This window comes from Rhodococcus sp. SBT000017, from assembly GCF_003688915.1.
GTDB lineage: Bacteria > Actinomycetota > Actinomycetes > Mycobacteriales > Mycobacteriaceae > Rhodococcoides.
In genome coordinates this window covers 818536-835948 of sequence record NZ_REFU01000002.1, presented here as the reverse complement: position 1 = coordinate 835948, position 17413 = coordinate 818536, and the positions used below count along the sequence as shown (strand labels likewise).

The window sequence follows — 17413 nt, the reverse complement described above, 5'->3', positions numbered from 1 at the left end:
CTTCTATGGTGCCTGCGGCAGTGGTGCGGTTGAGCGCCCCAGGGGGCACCTAACCGCACCACTGCCGCAGGCACTCTTGGTCAGTTGAGGTCGGCGGCCCAGTCGTAGGTCTCCAGGAACGGATCGGGCTCGATGGGTTCCGGCGACTCGGAGACGGTGTAGATCAGTCCGTCGGCGCGGATCTCACCGATGCGTGCGGTCTTGGAGATGTGGTGATTGTCGCCGTTGATGACGACCTCGCCCTCGGGAGCAGCGAAGCTGACGCCGTCGGCGGCGGCCTGAATGTCTGCTACCGCAAAGGAATCGGCCTTCTCGACGGTGTTCTTCCACAGGTACACCGAGGTGTAGGCGGCTTCCATCGGGTCCGAGGTGGGCTTGTCGGCACCGTACTTGGCCTTGTAGTCGGCGACGAACTTGGTGTTCTCGGGGGAGTCGACCGTCTGGTAGTAGTTCCAGGAGGTCAGCTGGCCTGCGATGTTCTGAGCGCCGATGCCGGCGACCTCTTCCTCGGCGATGGACACCGAAAGAACAGGCATATCCGCGGCTTTGAGTCCGGCATTGGTGTACTCGCGGAAGAATGCGACGTTCGAATCACCGTTGAGGGTGTTGAACACGGCGTCGGCATCCGCGGTACGAACCTTGTTGACGATGGTGGAGAAGTCGGTGGAGCCGAGCGGGGTGTAATCCTCGCCGACGATCTCGATACCGTTCGCCGCGGCGTAGGCCTTGATCTCGCGGTTGGCCGTCTGTGGGAACACGTAGTCGCTGCCCACCAGGTAGAGGGACGTGACGCCCTGTTCCTTGAGGTAGTCCAGGGCCGGGATGATCTGCTGGTTGGTGGTGGCACCGGTGTAGAAAATGTTCTTCGACGCCTCGAGGCCCTCGTACTGAACCGGGTAGTAGAGGAGAGCGTCGTTGTCCTCGAACACCGGCAGCATCGCCTTGCGGCTCGACGAGGTCCAGCCGCCGAAAACGGCTGCGACACAGTCACTGCTGATCAGCTTCTCGGCCTTTTCGGCGAACACCGTCGGCTCGGACGCGCCGTCCTCGGCGACGATCTCGATCTGCTTGCCTTTGACGCCACCGGATGCGTTGATCTCCTCGACGGCCAGTGCGATCGAATCGCGAACCGTCACTTCGCTGATCGCCATGGTGCCGGACAGGGAGTTGAGCGAGCCGACCTTGATGGTGTCACCGGAGGTGTCGACACACGAGGTGGCAGAACCGCCGCCGCCATCGGCGGAGGTGGTGTCGCTCGCCTTACTTCCGCACGCGGTGGCGACCAGGCTCAATGCAGCCAGCGCTGCGGGAACGACCATGACGCGCTTGACGGACATGCGCTTCGAGACAGCAGGCATCTACGGGCCTTTCGGAAGTTTTGTATACGGAGTTGTATTCGCGATTGCGAACAGTAAAGGGCGAGTATTGCGTTGGTATTTTCTGCGGTGACGAGTCTGTTTCCCGCGTTACGCGGACGTTAAAGCGTCGAAATGACAAGCAAGCTTGACAAAAAATGACAAGCAGAGTTGACTTTCGCGTATGTCCGGAACGAACAACGTTCGCGCACATCGCAAACTGGCACGCATCACTCAGGCCGAACTCGGCAGCATCTGCGGGGTGAGCCGTCAGAGCATCGTCTCCGTCGAAGGCGGCGACTATGCGCCGAGCGTCTACCTGGCGCTGCGATTGGCCCGCGCACTCGATACGACAGTGGAGACACTGTTCGGAGAGGAAAAATCATGAGCGCATTCGTCAGAGCAGCCCGATTCGTCGGCGACCTCGACGACGAGTTCTACGCAGACGAACTCCAACGCGACGCCTGGAACGAGGCCTCGGCCGTCGGATTCCAGTCGCTGCTGTGGATCGGATTGATCGCGGGTTCGGTCTTGCCCTTTACCGGCGTCACCGGGGCGTGGGTGGCTCTGGGCATCTATCTTGCGCTGATCACCGTTTCCTTCGTTGTGCTGGCGTATTCCCGCGCTCGGGGGATCGACATGTACACCTCGCAGGAGCTGCGACGCGTACGCATAGGGCTCGCCGCTGTGCTGTTGGTTCTCAGCGGCGGGGGAGCGATGATTCGCCTACTTGCCCACTACGGCGGCGGCGATCTCGGGAGCCTGTGGATCGGGGCGGCCGGCGGCGCGGCGCTCGGTTTCGCCGCGGCGATCGTCGGAGTCAAGATGCATCAGCGCCGGCAGCGAGAAGCCGAGCTCGCCGCGGAGAAGGCCGAACTACAGGGCTTCGACGAAGCGGACTGATTCTCGCGTCGCGAATCAGCAGCGCTCAGTAATACAGGGTGTAAGGATACGTAAAGATATCGGTTCGAACAGTCCGCTCGCAGATCCGCGGTACGAGAGGTATGTTCTGACCGATGACATCGAGATTCCCTGGATGTTTGCGGCTGTGGGTGGGCTGGTCGGAGGCGGGTTCGTAACGCGGACGGTTTCGCCCCCGATGTAAAGAGAGGCTCGGGTCGAGGCCGATGACGACGTGTGAAACCAATCCGTCTTCCATCGCGCCACGAAGCACCAACGAGACCACGTCGGACGTTCACTTTCGGGTGGAGCACGCTAACAGGGAAGTCGAGGCCGTGCGCAGAGACAAGAGTTACCTCAGACTCGTCGGATCGAGCACGCCGCAGCCCACCATCGAGGCTCTCGGCGGACCGAAGACCATTACGGTTCACGTCGACAATGTCCTTCCGGGGCAGATGTGCGAAGTTCTGCACAACGGGATGCTGTCGCTGAGTCAGCGCGTGATCGTGGACGAGAACGCCACCAGCATCACCATCACCACGTTCAACCTCAAGCAGGGTGAGTACAACGTCTCGCTGCGTCTGGACGGACGCCTGGACTGCGTGACCGAAGCGCACACCGTTGCCGTCGGCGAGCAGCTCGAGGTTCGTCGCAGCTCGTAGGACGCAACCGTCAGCTGAGATCCTTCGCCGAAGGCTGGTGCTGGGTGATGCAGTGGATTCCGCCGCCGCGCTCGAACAGCGGCCTCGCGTCCACGGTCACCACGTCCCGGCCCGGGTACGCCTCGCGCAGGATTGCTGCAGCTTCGGCGTCGGACGGGTCGTCGTAACTGCAGGCGATCACGCCGCCGTCGACGACCAGATGATTGATGTAGCTGTAGTCGACGAAGCCTTCGGCATCACGCAGTGTCCGCGGAGCCGGCACCTCCACGATGTTCCAGTCCTCGCCCGAGCCGTCGTGGGTGGAACGCAGTGCGTCGACGATCAGTGAGCCGACCTCGTAGTCGGGGTGAGCCCGATCGTATTGCCGATGCACCAACACCGTTCCCGGCGACGGGATGGCCGCGACGATGTCGACGTGTCCGCGGGTACCGAAACGCATGGAATCACGCGTCAGTCCGCGCGGCAGCCAGATGACGTGCTGCGCGCCGATGGTTCGTGCCAGTTCCGCTTCGATGTCGGCTTTCGACAGCCCGGGGTTGCGGCCCGGATCGAGTTGCACGGTCTCGGTCACCAGCACCGTACCTGCGCCGTCGACCGCGATGCCGCCGCCCTCGTTGACCATCGACGACGTGATGCGCGGTACTGCAGCCTGATTGGCGACGAACTCGCCGATACGGCTGTCCTTGTCCCACTGCGCCCAGTCCTGTGCACCCCAGCCGTTGAAGACCCAGTCGACGGCGGCGACCGAACCGTCCTGTGCATGAACGAATGTCGGGCCGATATCGCGCATCCAGGCGTCGTTCAACGGTGCTTCGACAATGTCGATATCGCGCGAGAGGTATGTCGATGCGACGGCGCGTTCGGCCGGATCGACGACGACGGTCACCGGCTCGAACTCGGCAACAGCGTGTGCGACGGCAGCCCACGTGGAGCGGGCCTCGTGCTTGGCCTCCGGGTCGTCGCCGAGGGAGTAGCCCTCGCACGGGAATGCCATCCACACCTTGTCCTGCGGGGCGGTTTCGGACGGCATCGTGAACGTCGTTGCGGTGGTGGTCATTTGATCACCGGCGTCGCAGCGTGTCCGTCACCGTACGGTGCGTCGGCGTTCACCGGCTCGGTGAGGCGGCCGTACGTGTCGGGTCGGCGTGTCAGTAGGAACGGGAAGAGCTCCAACCATTCTCGACGCTGATCGAGGTCGAGATCCGCGACGAGGACGGCCGATTCGTCTCGGGGTGCCTGAACAAGGATGCGGCCGTAGGGATCGGAGATGAACGACGAGCCGTAGAAGGTTATCTCGCCTTCGTTGCCGAAGCGGTTGGGTACCACCATGAACAGGCCGTTCGAGATGCCGTGGCCGACGATGACGTGCTGCCACAGCGGTTGGGTGTCGAATGCCGGGAACGACGGCTCGGACCCGATGGCCGTCGGATACGCGAGAATCTCCGCGCCGCCGAGTGCATAACTGCGCGCGACCTCGGGGAACCATTCGTCCCAGCAGGTGGGCAGGCCCACTCTGGCACCGCCGAGTTCCGCCGGGGAGTACACGGGATACGGGTCCTCGGCGGGACCGGCCCGGAAGTAGGTGTCCTCGTAATATCCGGCCGAGATGGGAATGTGCAGCTTGCGGGTTCGCGCCAGCAATTCGCCCGTCGGAGAGACCATGATGGCGGTGTTGAACCCCAATCCGTCTGAGGCCTCGGACTTCTCGTACAGCGAGGCATGGACCACGATGCCGTTCGTTGCTGCGGCCTCGGCAGCGAGAGTGAACGTGGGCCCGGTCAGCAGATCCTCGGCCTCGCCTCCCGGGTTGGCTCCGGCGCGGGTGTCGGCGGGGTAGCGCAACAGGGTGATCTCGGGCAGGAAGACGACCTTCGCCCCGAGGTCCGCCGCTGCGGCGATGGCGTCGAGCAGTTCGGCCTTCAACGCCGCGGCATCGGGGTTCCAGCGATGCTGCACCAGTCCGACGCGGAGCGGTGCCCGATCGGTCGGGGTGGTGCGAGTGGGGGCCTCGGGGGCGGTGAGATTGGTGAGTGTCAGCATGCTGATCTCCTGTTAAAACGAATGTGATTCGTTAAGTATCGTGGATGTCTGCCTCGAACGCAACAGATACGGGAGAAATGCTGTGGGACGACCGTCGGCACCCCTGCTCGACCTCGATCGCATCACGACGGCGGCCCTGACTCTCGTCGAAGAGTCGGGTGGATTCACCATGCCTCAGCTGGCCAAGAAGCTGAAAGTGAGTCCGTCCTCGCTCTACAACCACGTGTCCGGACGCGACGAGATCATCGAGTTGCTGCGAGGGCGGGCGATGTCCGAGGTGGCGATGCCGGAGGTCGGTGTGCCGTGGCGTGAGGCGCTCGCCTGCATCGCGCGCGGCTACCGAAACAGCTACGGACGCTACCCGCGGCTGATTCCACTGCTGACGGCTCAGGCCGTGAACAGTAGTGCTGCGTTCGGGATGTACAACACGTTGGCGCGGGTGCTGACAGACGCCGGCTTCGCGCCCGCCGACGTGCTCCGCATCATCACTGTGCTCGACAGTTATGTGTTGGGTTCGGCGCTGGATCTGGCAGCTCCCGAGGCACCGTGGCGCAGCAGCCGCGACGTGGAGCCGGAACTGAAAGCTGCACTGGACACCGCGGGGAACTGCAAGAGCGGTCCGAGGATGCCTTCGAGTTCGGGCTGCAGGCGCTTCTGATGGGGCTCGATCCCGGGCACCCGGACATACTCGACGGCTGACTCTCTGGAAGCAACTGCAGCTCAGCTGGATTCAGCTGACGTACTCGAGTGCTTCTATCTTCTTCGCAACTGCAGTCATGTGCGCGGGCTAGCCTGGAGCTGTGAGCCCTTTTCTAGCCGAAGCTGGTTTCAGTGAGTGCGTGAACGCTGGCGTCTGCGACGCTGGATTTGACGCATTCTTCGTGAAGATGGGTATCGGTTTGCTTCTGGTGTTGCTGTGGTTCGGTCTTGCTGCCTATGTGTCTGCTGCCGCCGGGCCACCTCTGAACGCGCGGCGTACGGCGATTTCGATTCTGGCAGCTTGGCTATTGCCGATCATTGGTTCGGCGTTCTTCCTCTACTACAGAGAGGATGCTCGTCAGCACAAGTGGCCTAGCCTATGAGCGAGCAGTAGGTCGAGATACGATCCGTCACTGCCCTGCACCCGCTTGCAGGATTTCGTCGACCGTGTGGCCGATCCAACGTTCGTATTGGTCGGCGGGGGCCAGTTTCGGAAAGAACTCCCGACGCACTTCGGAGATGAGTCCCGCATAGTCGTACTCCTTCCTTTGGAATGACAACAGGTCCGGGTGATCGACCCGGTGCTGCACCTTCAGCAAGGATTCCAGAGCGGAGAACAGGGCCGCCAACGGCTCGTCCCCGCTGGAATCGGATAAAGCATTCATCGCTACCATTGCCGCCGTCGGGGTCTGTTCGCCGCTTTCCGATGTGATCCAGAGCTGGATGCGAGTGTCTGAGTTGAAGGCGTCCAGCACATTCATGCTGTGCCGGTCGTCGAACGGCGCTGGGAGCGTGGTGTCCTTCTCGAACGCCTCGAGTCCGGCACGAATCCAGTCGATATCTGCGATACCGGCCAGCGTGTAAGACCGGCGCACGGCCCACGCCGCGATCTTGCGAAGTTTCGGTGCGCGGGCGCGCGCTAGTGCGTCGACGAGCATCCTGTCGTGAAATGCGAACTGTTTGGAAGCGTAGGCGCGGTTGAGCTTGTCGGTGGGCGGTCGCCCGCCCCAGTTGATCGCGTCCTGTTTTACTTGGTTCGCCATGTATTCGTAGCCGTACTTGATGTACAGGGTCGCGTCTGCGACGGGATCGGGGTCCCACCAGCTTCTGACCTTGTGGACGGTGATGTCGTCGTTCCACACCGTGTCGCTCTTGTGGAGTCGTCGCAGAGCGGCAGGCTGGGTGACCTTCCAGACCTGGACGAGGTACGACTCGGTGGGCTCGGTGACGGTCAGGCCAGGTTTCACATCTCGACCTTGCGCGCTGACTCGAAAGGTGTTGAGACCCTTCGTAATCGGCAGCACAGGAAAATCGTGCGCAATCTCGCCATCGAGGGTGACGACTCGGAACGGCTTGCTCACCTTGACGGTGGCTTCTTCGATGATCTCCCACTCGGCTCCGGCGCTGGGGTCCCCGGGGTCGGTGGTGAGTAGTTCGACCGTCACCGTCACCGGGCCGTACGCGACACCTGTCATGACAGTGACGAAATTCCGTCCTATTTCGATGACGCTGCCGGTGACAGCTGGTTCGTAGGTCTCCGCGGATTGTGACCCGACCACGAACTGGTGATGGTCGGCTTCGACAGTTCCGGAGTACGTCACGAAACCGGCTCGCCGGGAATGGATGTGGATACGTTCCGCGGATTTGCGCTGCCACGATAGTCCCACCTGTCGACGCACGATTTCATGATCAAACCTTACGAGATCGCCAACGGGATTACCTTCTGCACCGACATGCTGTTTCGGACGGTCTTCGATTCGACTCAGACGCTGGCGTCGGGCATGTTCATCTTGACCTTGACGCAACGTCAATGCCGATCATCGAGTCATGAATCGCATCCGTCTTGCTGTCCCGCTGTACATCGGTGGCGCTTCGTTGTCGCTTTTCGGCAACTCGGCCATCACGATCGTCCTGCCCTGGTTGGTGCTGGCGACGACCGGAAGCCTGTCGTCGGCAGGTCTGATCGCTGCGGCAGCGGGCATCGCTGCGGTGCCGGCAACGTTCGCCGGTGGTCGGCTGATCGACAGATTCGGGGCACGCAACGTGGCCGTCGTCTCCGATCTCGGTAGCGCGACTGCGGTATTCGGCCTGATCGTGGTGAGTGCGACAGTGGGGTTGTCGGTGCCATGGTTCGTGGTGCTGGGAGTTGCGGGCGCTGTCTTCGATGTGCCGGGGATGACGGCTCGTCAGGCGATGCTCGCCGACGTCGCGTCGATCTCGGGGACGTCGGTCACGGCGGTGGCCGGGTTCTTTCAGACCGGCTTCTCGCTGGCGTTCCTGGCCGGGCCGGCTCTGGCGGGTCTGCTGTTGAGCATGTTCGATCCGATCGAGGTCGTTGCCGTCACCGCCGCCTCGTCGGCGGCCGCTGCGGTGCTGACGGCGTTGGTTCCGGTCGTGGGGCAGGCGTTCGCGACCGGCGCCGCCGGGTCGGGGAGTGCGCTGGACCTGATCCATCGCACGCCCGCGCTGCGCGCGATGCTGCTGTTCGCGTTCCTTGCGAGTCTGGTCACCCCGCCGATGATCAGCCTGCTCCTGCCCGGCCACTTCAACGAGATCGGCGAACCCGGTCAGCTGGGCCTGGCCATGTCGGCGTTCGCCGTCGGTACCTTGGCGGGATCGGCCTTGTTCGCCTTTTCGGCCGCCCGATCGCGACGGGCCACGTTCGTGACGGGAATGGCAGCGATGACGATCGGCATCTGGCTGTTCGCACAGCTGCAGGGGTTCTGGATCGTCGCGGCCGGGATGCTCGTGATGGGTCTCGGATCCGGGCTGTTCGGTCCGATCTGGAATGTCTACGTGGCCGAACAGGTCCCCGCAGATGTCCGGGGGCGCGTCCTCGGCTGGCTGAACATGAGCGGGCTCGTGGCGGGTCCGATGGGGCTGGGACTGATGTCGGTGGTGCTCCTCGGCGGTGATCTCGCTCTCGGGGCCGTCGTGATGGGAGTCGGGTGGACCGCCGTCGCCGCCTACGCCGTGTTGAGTCCGGGTGCGCGTGAACTGACCGAACCGGTGCCGCACTCTGCCGGAGTGGACGGTTGATCGGCAAGAATGGTCGCCATGCTGCGCATCGGTGAGCTGGCTTCCTACGTGGGAGTGACGACCCGAACCGTCCGGTTCTACCACCAGCAGGGGCTGTTGGACGAGCCGCAACGCGACACCTCCGGTTACCGCCTCTACGACGGGGAGGCCGTCCTGCGGCTCTCACGCGTCGTTGCTCTTGCCTCGGCCGGTGTGCCGCTGGCACGCGTCCACGAGCTACTCGACGCCTCGCAGGAATCCCTCGACCTGGCCTTGGTCGAGATCGACGCCGATCTGAGCACCAGGATCGAACGTCTCGAGAAGGATCGCGACAGACTCAGGCTGCTGCGTGCAGGCGACGCGCTGGTTCTGCCCGATCTGATCGTCGGCTTGATCGAGCACCTGCGCGAATCGGGGATCGACGCCGACGTTGTCGATCACTATCGCGATGCCTGGGTGCTGACGTATGCCGTCTACCGGTCAAGGCTCGATCCCTGGCTGGAGGAATTCGGTGCCGTCATGCTCCGGGACCCGGGCTATCTGGCACTCATGGTGCGCTCCTTTCGGGCAGCCGAGCTCGAACCGGAGGATCCACGGATCCAGGAGCTCGCGGACGACACGGTCGAGTGGATGGTGAACGCCTGGGACGGTGGTGCCCTCGAGTGGTCGTTCGAGCGCGGTCTCGACGACCCGCGAGCCAACGCACTGCTCGAGGCTCAGTGGGCCGACCGGCCTGCCTGGGTGCGCGTCGGCGAGCTGATCATGCAAGGCCTGCAGGAGCGCGGCGTCAAGGATTCCCGAGACTGACGAGGGACAGTCAGTCTTCGACTATCAGTGACGGAGTATCGCGGCGGAGGATGTTGCCCTTGAAGAACTCCGGCTTGCGCAGTGCTACCACCGCCATGACGACCATGCCGAGAACGATGATGCCCACGCCGATGAGGAACACCATCCCGATACCGAACAGCGAGGAGCCGCTGCCGAATTCGGGGTCCCAGGCGTCCACCGAGGTCTGTACGAACACCACGGCCATCCCGACCCCGCCGAGTAGCGGTGCCAAGAACTTGAAGAAGAAGTTCCGGGTGCTGGTGAACAAGTCCTCGCGGAAGTACCAGACACAGGCGAATGCGGTGATGCCGTAGTAGAAGCAGATCATCAGTCCCAGAGCGGCAATGGTGTCGGTGAGAACGTTGTCGCTCACCACCCGCATCACGGCATAGAAGCCGGCGGACGCGCCGCCTGCGACGAGCGTCGCGAAGCCCGGAGTGCTGAATCTCGTTGTGATGGAGGCGAACCGCTTCGGTAGGGCCTGGTAGTGGCCCATCGCGAGCAACGTGCGGGCCGGTGAGATGAACGTGGCCTGCAGTGAACTGGCGGAGCTGCTCAACACGGCCAGGGACAGCAGGATCGCGAAGGGACCCATCACCGGCCCGGCGAGGGCGGCGAACACGTTGTCGGTGGTGTCGGGATTCTGCAGTCCGTTTCCGGTGTCACCGGTGCCTGCGAAGAGCAGGGTCGCCACTGCGGTGAGCAAGTAGAGCACGATGATGAAGAACACCGTGACCAGCGCTGCGCGGCCGGGAATCTTTGCGCTGCCGGAGGTTTCCTCGTTGACCGTCAGGCAGACGTCCCAGCCCCAGTACATGAAGATCGACAGCGACAGGCCGGCGGTGAAGGCGGAGAAGCTCGGGATGCCGAACGGGTCGAACCAGTCGAGGCTGAACGAGATGTCCTGGGCCCCGTCGCCCGCACCGACCTTGACGAATGCCGCCACGATGAACCATGCCATCACCAGCAGCTGGAAGCCGAGCATCGTGTACTGCACACGCTTGGTCTCCTGCATTCCGCGGTAGCAGAGCCACGCCGCCAATGCCATGAACACCAGGCACGTGACGATGTTGACGAGCTTGTTGCCGGTCAGGTCGGCCAAGGAGTCGTTGCTGGTGACCTGGGCGAGAAAGAGGTAGAAGAAGTCGACGGCCACTCCGGCCAGGTTCGAGAGCACGATGATGGTGGCCGCGATCAGGCCCCACCCACCCATCCAGCCGACGTACGGACCGAACGCCTTCGACGCCCATGTGAACGACGTGCCACTGTCGGGTTCGGCCGCGTTGAGCTCTCGATAGCCCAACGCCACCAACAACATCGGGATGAAGCCGACGATGAAGATCGCGGGCAGGTGCACCCCGACCTCGGTGACCGTCGGGCCGAGCGACGCGGTGAGTGCGTACGCGGGTGCGATGGTCGAGATGCCCAGGACCACACTGGCGAGCAACCCGAGCTGGCCGGCGGACAGGCCTTTGGACTCGACGTCGACTACCTTGTGCTCATTCATCGCCGGCCTCTCTCGGAACAACGATCATCGGAACGGGAACGACCCGAAGCATCTTGGCGGCAACCGATCCCAGGAAGAGACGGTGAGGTTGTGCGAGTCGAGACGACCCCACCATCAACACGTCGCCGTCGTGCCAGTCGAGCGAAGAAGCGGCCTTCTCGATGCCGGAGCCCACCGCCACCCTCAGCTGCACGTCCGATCCCGCGGGCAATTCCGCTTGCACGGTACGCAGCACTTCCTCGGCCTTGGCGAGACCACTCTGTCCCCGTGTCGATTGCTCTTCGGCGGACACGAGGGAAAGCAGACGCAGCGGCAACTCTGCGGTGACGGACAGGTCGGTGGCTGCCTCGACGAGTTCTGCTGCCCCCGGCCGATTTCCGATGGCGCAGGTGATCTCCCGAATCCGCTGCGGCGGAGAATGTCGATACCCCCGCGGAGCCAGCGCGAGCGGCACATGCGCCACGTGCAGCAGATCGCTGGTGACGGTACCGATCGAATGGCGTCCGAGCAGACCGTCACCGGCCGCACCGACGACGATCATGTACGCATCGAATTCTCGGACTGCGTCGAGCAGGCCCTGTGCGAAGGACTCGTCGAACAACAGGTGCGCGCGTGCCTGCACATCCTCGGGCACCAATTTCAGTGCCTCGGCCAACCATTCGGTGGCCTGGTCGATCAAGATGTCGTCGTACCCCGCCTCGACCGGCGCTTTGGACGGCACCGGACGCTCCTGCGGCAGCACCAGAGCGATGTCCAGCGATGCGTGCAGCGAACGCGCGAGCGTTGCGCCCAGGGCGATTCCGTCCGCGCCGCTCGGTGTTGCCTGGTATCCCACGATCAGACGCATGGGCGGACCTTCCCTGAAGTCGGGCGAGCTAATGACAGGTGCTACCGGGATCGGTGTGGCAATGCTTCTGCTCCGACGCCACGACGTCGAGCGAGGGATTGCGATCGAAGAATCCGAACGGCTTGAGCCAGAACGAGACCGTATCCGCGGGCATCACCGGCCAGTCCTCCGGCCGAGTGATGTGATGGATGCCGAAGGTGTACCAGACGACGACATCGGTGTTCTCGATGCTGCGATCCTTTTCGGTCCACTCCGGCAGTCCGTGGTCGACGCCGCTCTGGTTGACGAACTCGCCGCTGGGCCAACGCTCGTCGGGCGAATTGGGGGTGACCCAGACGGTGTGGCCGATCACCTGGGCGCGCTGGAAGATCGGCGACGCGGGATCGAACATGGACGGGATCGCCGCTCCCGGAACCAACTTGTAGGCGGGCCGGGTGCCGAGGCCGTTGGTGACGTTGTCGTTGACGACCTTCCATGCCTTCTGGGTGTTCCAGTCGTAATCCTGCTTGCCCTCGGACTCGGTGGTGAGAGGGGTGTTGACCTGAGTCAGCGCGAGACCGTAAGGATTGTCGGGGCCCATCGGAACCCGTTGCGTCTCACTGGCGTACACGGTGTTCTCGGTGCCGTCGATGTCCAGATCGAGCCGGGCGACCAGGAAGTGCTGGTGATAGGGCGCGTAGGTCCGATTGTCGACCAGCGTTCCGGACGGATGGGAGCCGCCTTCGTCGAAGTGGGTGACGACCATGATGCCCGTCGCACGGACCTCGCACTCGATGTTGCCGTCCTGATAGAACCGCCAGTAGACGAGGTACTCGTAGTTCGCCACCGTGGCATGGAAGCTGACCGTGAGTCGACGCATCCGTCGCACCTCGGCCCCGGCGTCATGATCGACGTGCTTCCACAGCACGGCGTTGTCTTCCTCGTGAATGCAGATCGCGTTGGTGATCGTGTACGGCTCACCCTTGCTGTTGTGCAGCACCGCGTCGAGGTACCGGATCTCGCCGAGACAGTCGCAGCCGAGCTCGAGCGAGGTGGTCATGAAGCCCAGGCCCCACTCGCCGATGTCGAACGCGGTGCGCCGATAGTGATCCTCGGTGTGATCGCGATAGGGAACGACCATCTCCGCGAACGACATTCGATTCGCCACGGACCGCACGTTGCCGTTGTCGTTGTAGTTGACGGCGTGCAGCGTCATGCCCTCGCGGTAGTTGAATCCCACCCGCAGCGACCAGTTCTGCCACGTCAACTCGTTGCCGTCGAGCTCGAACGAGGGCCCATCTGTTTGAGTGATCTCGAGGGGCTTCAAGGGTGGACGTGTGCTCGAATTCCTGATTCGCTCCGGGATATGGCGAGGGACGTACTCGCCCATGATCTCCGGCCGCTCGACGCGATACGTGTCCTCGATCTCGAGCAATTCCATCGTGTTCACGTCGATCACGCAGTGGAATCCGCCCACCGGTCCGGCGTAGGGATTGGCACCCTCCGCAGCTTTGACCCACGTGTCGGACCAGCCGAGGCGTCGACCCTTGTACTTCTCGGGCGTCACCGCCTCGCCGTAGGTCCAGGTGTCCATGAACTCCAGATCCAGATCGGTGATACCGCGATCGGCAAGGGCAGCAATCACATCGGGGTGGGCACGCAGGGCCGCGTCGGCCTCTTCCCACTCGTCGACGGTGAAGTTGGGCTGCACGTCGGGGATGTGTGTCCACGATTCGGTGGTGCGGTCGTCGAGCGACACCACGGCCTTGAAGGTGGTGTTCTCGTTGCGGTTCAACACCACCGAGACTGCTCGACGCGCAGGCACGGTGCCGTCCGCGTCGAACGCGGCGATCTCGGACTTGGCGGGTTCGATCATTTCGATCGAGGCGTAGCGCCAGCCGTCGCCGACGCCGTGATCGCGGCCGAGAACCTCGGCCACGGCGGCGAATTCGTCGCTGGACAGGGGATCGAGGGGATGAAAGGTCATCGAAGAGTCTCCGTCGAGCTCATGACGTGCTTGATGCGGGTGTAGTCCTCTACCCCGTAGGCCGAGAGATCCTTGCCGTAGCCGGAGTACTTGAATCCTCCGTGCGGCATTTCGGCCACCAGTGGGATGTGGCAGTTGACCCACACGGCTCCGAAGTCCAGAGCTGCCGAGATACGCAGTGTACGTGCATGATCGGAGGTCCACACGCTCGATGCGAGGCCGAAGTCGACGTCGTTGGCCAGCGCGATGGCCTCCGCCTCGTCGGTGAATTTCTGCACCGTGAGCACCGGGCCGAACGTCTCCTCCTGCACGATGGGGTCGGACTGCTGCACGCCCGTGATGATGGTGGGCTCGAAGAAGAAGCCCTTGTCGCCGATGCGCGTGCCGCCGGTGACGATGGTGGCATGCGCGCCGATGCCCTCGACCTTGGCGCTCACCTGCCCGAAGTGGTTGACGTTGTTCAGTGGCCCGAGGAAGGTATCGGGGTCGTCGGGGAGGCCGACTTTCAGCGTCTTCGCCTTGGCGACAAGGGCATCGACGAGGGCGTCGTGCACCGACTCGTGTACCAGGACGCGGGTGACGGCGGTGCAGTCCTGACCGGCGTTGAAGAAGGCGGCCTCGGCGATACCGTCGGCGGCCTTGCTGATGTCGACGTCGTCGAACACGATTGCCGGTGCCTTGCCGCCGAGTTCGAGGTGCGCTCGTTTGAGCTGCTTGGCGGCGGCCACGGCAACAGCGATGCCGGCGCGCACCGAACCGGTGATCGATACCAGGCCGGGAGTCTTGTGCTCCACGATGGCCGCTCCGGTGCCGCCGTTGCCGAGAACGATGTTGAGCACGCCGTCGGGGACGATGCCCTTCGAGAGCTTCGCCAGCACCAGCGTGCTTTCGGGGGTGGTGTCACTCGGCTTGAGCACGATGGTGTTGCCGGCGGCCAACGCAGGACCGATCTTCCAGATCGCCATCATGAACGGGTAGTTTCAGGGCGTCACCTGACCGACGACACCGATCGGTTCGCGTCGAACATAGGAGGTGAAGCCGTCCATGTACTCGCCCGCCGATTTGCCTTCGAGCATCCGCGCCGCGCCTGCGAAGAATCGGATCTGATCGGCACCGACGGTGACTTCCTCGGCGGCAATGGTGGCCTTGGGCTGACCGGTGTTGCGGCTCTGCGCTTCGACGATCTCGTCGCTGTGCGCCTCGATGGCGTCGGCGAGCTTCAACAGCACCTTCTGCCGTTCGCCCGGCGTCGTCTTGCCCCAGGTCTCGAATGCACTGGCGGCGGCCGACATCGCAGCATCGACATCGGCGGCGTCGGAGATGGGGGAGTGGGCGACGATCGACTCGTCCACCGGACTCACCACATCGAGCATCTCGGTGCCCGAGGGCGTCACGAACGCCCCGTCGATGTAGTTCTGCAGGACAGGCACCGTCATCACTGAACCCCTAGCGTCGACTGTTTCGGTTCTGCAAAGCCTGCACCTACGGACGAGACTTCGCCACCCGACAAGATGTCCAGTGGCTTCCTTTCGATCAGGACGAAATGTCCTTCTCCCGGGCAAGGGCCCGGACGCCCGCGATGAATGTGTCGAGACCGAGCTTCTCGAACGCTGCCCGAGCCGTGGCATCGGCCAGATGCGGGGCGGCAGCGAGGATGTTCGGGAACTCCTGGGGATCGAGGGATTCCATCGTCGACGCCACCTCCTGCTCGACGTGTGCCCGACGCTCCGGTTCGACATCGAGACCGGTGAACAAAGGCTCCGTGATCAGCGAAATGGCGACCCGAACACCCTGGCGGGCGAGTTGGGTGGCGTCGGGAACGGAGAAGCCGGCCTCACGCAGGAGCTTCAGGCTGAGTTCCATCGCGGCTCTGCTGTTGGGAGAGAACAGCATTCGCGGCACCACGATAGTCGCGGCCCCCGGGTGTGCGCGCAGGGCGCGCATGAAGTCCTCGTGCACGGTGCGCAGTTGGTCCCACCACGCGGCGGTGGGATCCACGGTGATCTCGAGGTCCTGGCAGACGCGGTCGCCCATGGCGTCGAGTAGCTCGTCCTTGTTCTCGACGTGCCAGTAGATCGCCATGGGGGAGACGCCGAGTTCGGTGGCGATCTTGCGGATGGTGAGCGAGTCCAGTCCGCGACGGTATGCGACGTCCAGTGCGGCATCGACGACGGCAGTCCTGGTCAGGCGGGGCATCGGCATAACTATACAGGTGTACGAGTCGGTGCTAGCGTGACTTGTACTTAGTACGAGAAAGGGGCGGAAAATGGACGACGTCATCCTCGTCGGCGGCGGAATCATGAGTGCAACGCTCGGGACACTGCTGCAGCGACTGGAACCGCGCTGGTCGATTCGGGTGCTCGAGCGATTGCCTCGCGTGGCAGCGGAAGCATCCGCCGGATGGAACAACGCCGGAACCGGTCATGCCGGACTGTGCGAGACCAACTACACGACACTGCGATCCGACGGGTCCGTCGACATCGATCGAGCCGTGGGGATCGCCGAGCAGTTCGCGACTACCCGTCGCTTCTGGTCGACGCTTCCTCGGGTGAACTTCGTGCGCCCGGTGCCGCACATGACGCTCGTACGAGGTGCCGACAACGTCGAGTTTCTGCGCGCACGGCACAGTGCGTTGCGCGCGCACCCGCTGTTCGAGGCGATGGAGTACACCGAAGACGCTGCAGTACTTCGGCAATGGGCACCGCTCGTGGCAGAGGGCAGGACGGGGCAGTGGGCGGCGACCCGAGATGCGACGGGTACCGACGTCGACTTCGGTGCAGCGACGCGGCAGCTGTTCGAGGCCATGGAGGTCGCAGGCGCGAGCGTCGAGACCGGCCGTGAAGTGCGAGGGTTGAGTCAGGATCGCGATGGATCCTGGCGACTCGACGTACGCGGCGGTCGACCGGTGGAGCGCGCTCGCTTCGTGTTCGTCGGAGCCGGTGGCTGGGCTCTGAAGTTGCTGCGCAGAGCTGCAATTCCCGAGGCGCGAGGCTACGGACTGTTGCCGATCAGCGGACAGTTCCTACGCTCCGATCGACCCGAGCTGGTCGATCGGCACCACGCCAAGGTGTACGGGATGCCATCCTTCGGAGCTCCGCCGATGTCGGTGCCGCACCTGGATACTCGCATCGTCGACGGCCGGAGTTCGATTCTGTTCGGACCGTATGCCGGGGCGAACCCGAAGTTTCTGAAACACGGATCGATGCTGGACCTTCCGCGATCGGTCGGTAGGGACAACATCGGCTCATTGCTGTCGATGGCCCGCAAGAACACTCCGTTGATCGGATTGCTGCTCTCCGAGTTGACCGCCACGAGAAGCAGGAAGATCGCGGCCCTGCGTGAATTTCTGCCGTACGCCGAATCGGCGGACTGGTCCATCACCAACGCCGGTCAGCGCGCTCAGATCGTGAAGGACGGTGCGCTGCAGTTCGGCACCGAAGTGGTTGCCTCGCAGGATGGCACGATTGCCGCGGTACTCGGCGCGTCGCCCGGTGCGTCCACGGCCGTGCCCATCATGATCGAGCTGTTGACTCGGTGCTTCCCGGAACGACAGTGGGACTCTCACATGCGGGAGCTGCTCAGCGGCTAGCC

General features: G+C 63.6%; 15 protein-coding genes and 2 pseudogenes. 8 read left to right on the top strand and 9 right to left on the bottom strand.

All coding sequences use genetic code 11. The annotated features are described in order from the left end of the window. Positions 1–80: 80 nt before the first annotated feature. On the bottom strand, positions 81–1358 hold the full coding sequence (gene urtA / locus AYK61_RS25170; RefSeq protein ID WP_121873515.1) for an urea ABC transporter substrate-binding protein: 1278 nt from the start codon (positions 1356–1358) through the stop codon (positions 81–83). 181 nt (positions 1359–1539) lie between these two features. On the opposite strand from urtA, the gene AYK61_RS25165 reads away from it, so the two are divergent. The 3 genes from AYK61_RS25165 to AYK61_RS25155 all read left to right on the top strand — a co-directional run bounded on the left by AYK61_RS25165 (position 1540) and on the right by AYK61_RS25155 (position 2917). After that, positions 1540–1743: a helix-turn-helix transcriptional regulator gene (locus tag AYK61_RS25165; RefSeq protein ID WP_121873514.1), complete on the top strand. Its 204-nt coding sequence runs from the start codon at positions 1540–1542 to the stop codon at positions 1741–1743. Beyond that, on the top strand, positions 1740–2258 hold the full coding sequence (locus AYK61_RS25160; RefSeq protein WP_121873513.1) for a hypothetical protein: 519 nt from the start codon (positions 1740–1742) through the stop codon (positions 2256–2258). The genes AYK61_RS25165 and AYK61_RS25160 overlap by 4 nt, the downstream gene beginning before the upstream one ends. 332 nt (positions 2259–2590) lie before the next feature. Continuing rightward, positions 2591–2917 (top strand): hypothetical protein, encoded by a 327-nt coding sequence (locus AYK61_RS25155; protein WP_128645149.1) that lies wholly within the window; start codon positions 2591–2593, stop codon positions 2915–2917. 10 nt (positions 2918–2927) lie between these two features. Here the strand turns inward: AYK61_RS25155 and AYK61_RS25150 are convergent, their stop codons facing one another. Continuing rightward, the gene (locus AYK61_RS25150) at positions 2928–3974 is read right to left on the bottom strand and encodes an agmatine/peptidylarginine deiminase (RefSeq protein ID WP_259468279.1); all 1047 of its coding nucleotides are present in this window, start codon (positions 3972–3974) and stop codon (positions 2928–2930) included. Then, positions 3971–4957: a nitrilase-related carbon-nitrogen hydrolase gene (locus AYK61_RS25145; RefSeq protein ID WP_121873511.1), complete on the bottom strand. Its 987-nt coding sequence runs from the start codon at positions 4955–4957 to the stop codon at positions 3971–3973. Before AYK61_RS25145 ends, AYK61_RS25150 begins: the two co-directional genes overlap by 4 nt. Before the next feature lie 82 nt (positions 4958–5039). Between AYK61_RS25145 and AYK61_RS25140 the strand changes: the two are divergent. Both AYK61_RS25140 and AYK61_RS25135 read left to right on the top strand, forming a co-directional pair. Further along, positions 5040–5656 (top strand): annotated as a pseudogene (locus tag AYK61_RS25140) (TetR/AcrR family transcriptional regulator C-terminal domain-containing protein). A gap of 101 nt (positions 5657–5757) precedes the next feature. Next, positions 5758–6039, top strand: a complete 282-nt coding sequence (locus tag AYK61_RS25135; protein WP_147458403.1) for a hypothetical protein — start codon at positions 5758–5760, stop codon at positions 6037–6039. Between the two features lie 27 nt (positions 6040–6066). Here the strand turns inward: AYK61_RS25135 and AYK61_RS25130 are convergent, their stop codons facing one another. Next, a complete protein-coding gene (locus AYK61_RS25130; RefSeq protein WP_259468278.1) occupies positions 6067–7467 on the bottom strand; it encodes a transposase in 1401 nt (466 codons plus the stop codon). A 16-nt stretch (positions 7468–7483) separates the two neighbouring features. Between AYK61_RS25130 and AYK61_RS25125 the strand changes: the two genes are divergently transcribed. Both AYK61_RS25125 and AYK61_RS25120 read left to right on the top strand, forming a co-directional pair. Further along, a complete protein-coding gene (locus tag AYK61_RS25125; RefSeq protein ID WP_121873509.1) occupies positions 7484–8695 on the top strand; it encodes an MFS transporter in 1212 nt (403 codons plus the stop codon). 18 nt (positions 8696–8713) lie between these two features. Beyond that, positions 8714–9481, top strand: coding sequence for a MerR family transcriptional regulator (locus tag AYK61_RS25120; protein ID WP_183130546.1), 768 nt, complete (start codon positions 8714–8716; stop codon positions 9479–9481). 10 nt (positions 9482–9491) lie between these two features. Here AYK61_RS25120 and AYK61_RS25115 read toward each other — a convergent pair whose 3' ends face one another. The 5 genes and pseudogenes from AYK61_RS25115 to AYK61_RS27115 all read right to left on the bottom strand — a co-directional run bounded on the left by AYK61_RS25115 (position 9492) and on the right by AYK61_RS27115 (position 16018). Then, positions 9492–11009 (bottom strand): APC family permease, encoded by a 1518-nt coding sequence (locus AYK61_RS25115; protein WP_121873507.1) that lies wholly within the window; start codon positions 11007–11009, stop codon positions 9492–9494. Then, the gene (locus AYK61_RS25110; RefSeq protein WP_121873506.1) at positions 11002–11856 is read right to left on the bottom strand and encodes a universal stress protein; all 855 of its coding nucleotides are present in this window, start codon (positions 11854–11856) and stop codon (positions 11002–11004) included. Before AYK61_RS25110 ends, AYK61_RS25115 begins: the two co-directional genes overlap by 8 nt. A 28-nt stretch (positions 11857–11884) precedes the next feature. Further along, positions 11885–13822, bottom strand: coding sequence for a primary-amine oxidase (locus AYK61_RS25105; RefSeq protein WP_121873505.1), 1938 nt, complete (start codon positions 13820–13822; stop codon positions 11885–11887). Further along, positions 13819–15258: pseudogene (locus tag AYK61_RS25100) on the bottom strand (aminobutyraldehyde dehydrogenase). Before AYK61_RS25100 ends, AYK61_RS25105 begins: the two are co-directional and overlap by 4 nt. A gap of 97 nt (positions 15259–15355) precedes the next feature. Continuing rightward, positions 15356–16018, bottom strand: a complete 663-nt coding sequence (locus AYK61_RS27115; protein WP_183130545.1) for a TetR family transcriptional regulator — start codon at positions 16016–16018, stop codon at positions 15356–15358. A gap of 70 nt (positions 16019–16088) precedes the next feature. Here AYK61_RS27115 and mqo point away from each other — a divergent pair, with 70 nt between their 5' ends. Beyond that, positions 16089–17411 carry a malate dehydrogenase (quinone) gene (gene mqo, locus AYK61_RS25085; RefSeq protein WP_121873503.1) on the top strand — a complete coding sequence of 441 codons (1323 nt, stop codon included), beginning with the start codon at positions 16089–16091 and terminating at the stop codon, positions 17409–17411. Positions 17412–17413 lie beyond the last annotated feature (2 nt).

Excerpts from the sequence above, each read along its gene's own strand:
- urtA (WP_121873515.1), bottom strand. The coding sequence starts at position 1,358 with ATGCCTGCTGTCTCGAAGCGCATGTCCGTCAAGCGCGTCATGGTCGTT.
- AYK61_RS25165 (WP_121873514.1), top strand. The coding sequence starts at position 1,540 with ATGTCCGGAACGAACAACGTTCGCGCACATCGCAAACTGGCACGCATC.
- AYK61_RS25160 (WP_121873513.1), top strand. The coding sequence starts at position 1,740 with ATGAGCGCATTCGTCAGAGCAGCCCGATTCGTCGGCGACCTCGACGAC.
- AYK61_RS25150 (WP_259468279.1), bottom strand. The coding sequence starts at position 3,974 with ATGACCACCACCGCAACGACGTTCACGATGCCGTCCGAAACCGCCCCG.
- AYK61_RS25145 (WP_121873511.1), bottom strand. The coding sequence starts at position 4,957 with ATGCTGACACTCACCAATCTCACCGCCCCCGAGGCCCCCACTCGCACC.
- AYK61_RS25125 (WP_121873509.1), top strand. The coding sequence starts at position 7,484 with ATGAATCGCATCCGTCTTGCTGTCCCGCTGTACATCGGTGGCGCTTCG.
- AYK61_RS25120 (WP_183130546.1), top strand. The coding sequence starts at position 8,714 with ATGCTGCGCATCGGTGAGCTGGCTTCCTACGTGGGAGTGACGACCCGA.
- AYK61_RS25115 (WP_121873507.1), bottom strand. The coding sequence starts at position 11,009 with ATGAATGAGCACAAGGTAGTCGACGTCGAGTCCAAAGGCCTGTCCGCC.
- AYK61_RS25110 (WP_121873506.1), bottom strand. The coding sequence starts at position 11,856 with ATGCGTCTGATCGTGGGATACCAGGCAACACCGAGCGGCGCGGACGGA.
- AYK61_RS25105 (WP_121873505.1), bottom strand. The coding sequence starts at position 13,822 with ATGACCTTTCATCCCCTCGATCCCCTGTCCAGCGACGAATTCGCCGCC.
- AYK61_RS27115 (WP_183130545.1), bottom strand. The coding sequence starts at position 16,018 with ATGCCCCGCCTGACCAGGACTGCCGTCGTCGATGCCGCACTGGACGTC.
- mqo (WP_121873503.1), top strand. The coding sequence starts at position 16,089 with ATGGACGACGTCATCCTCGTCGGCGGCGGAATCATGAGTGCAACGCTC.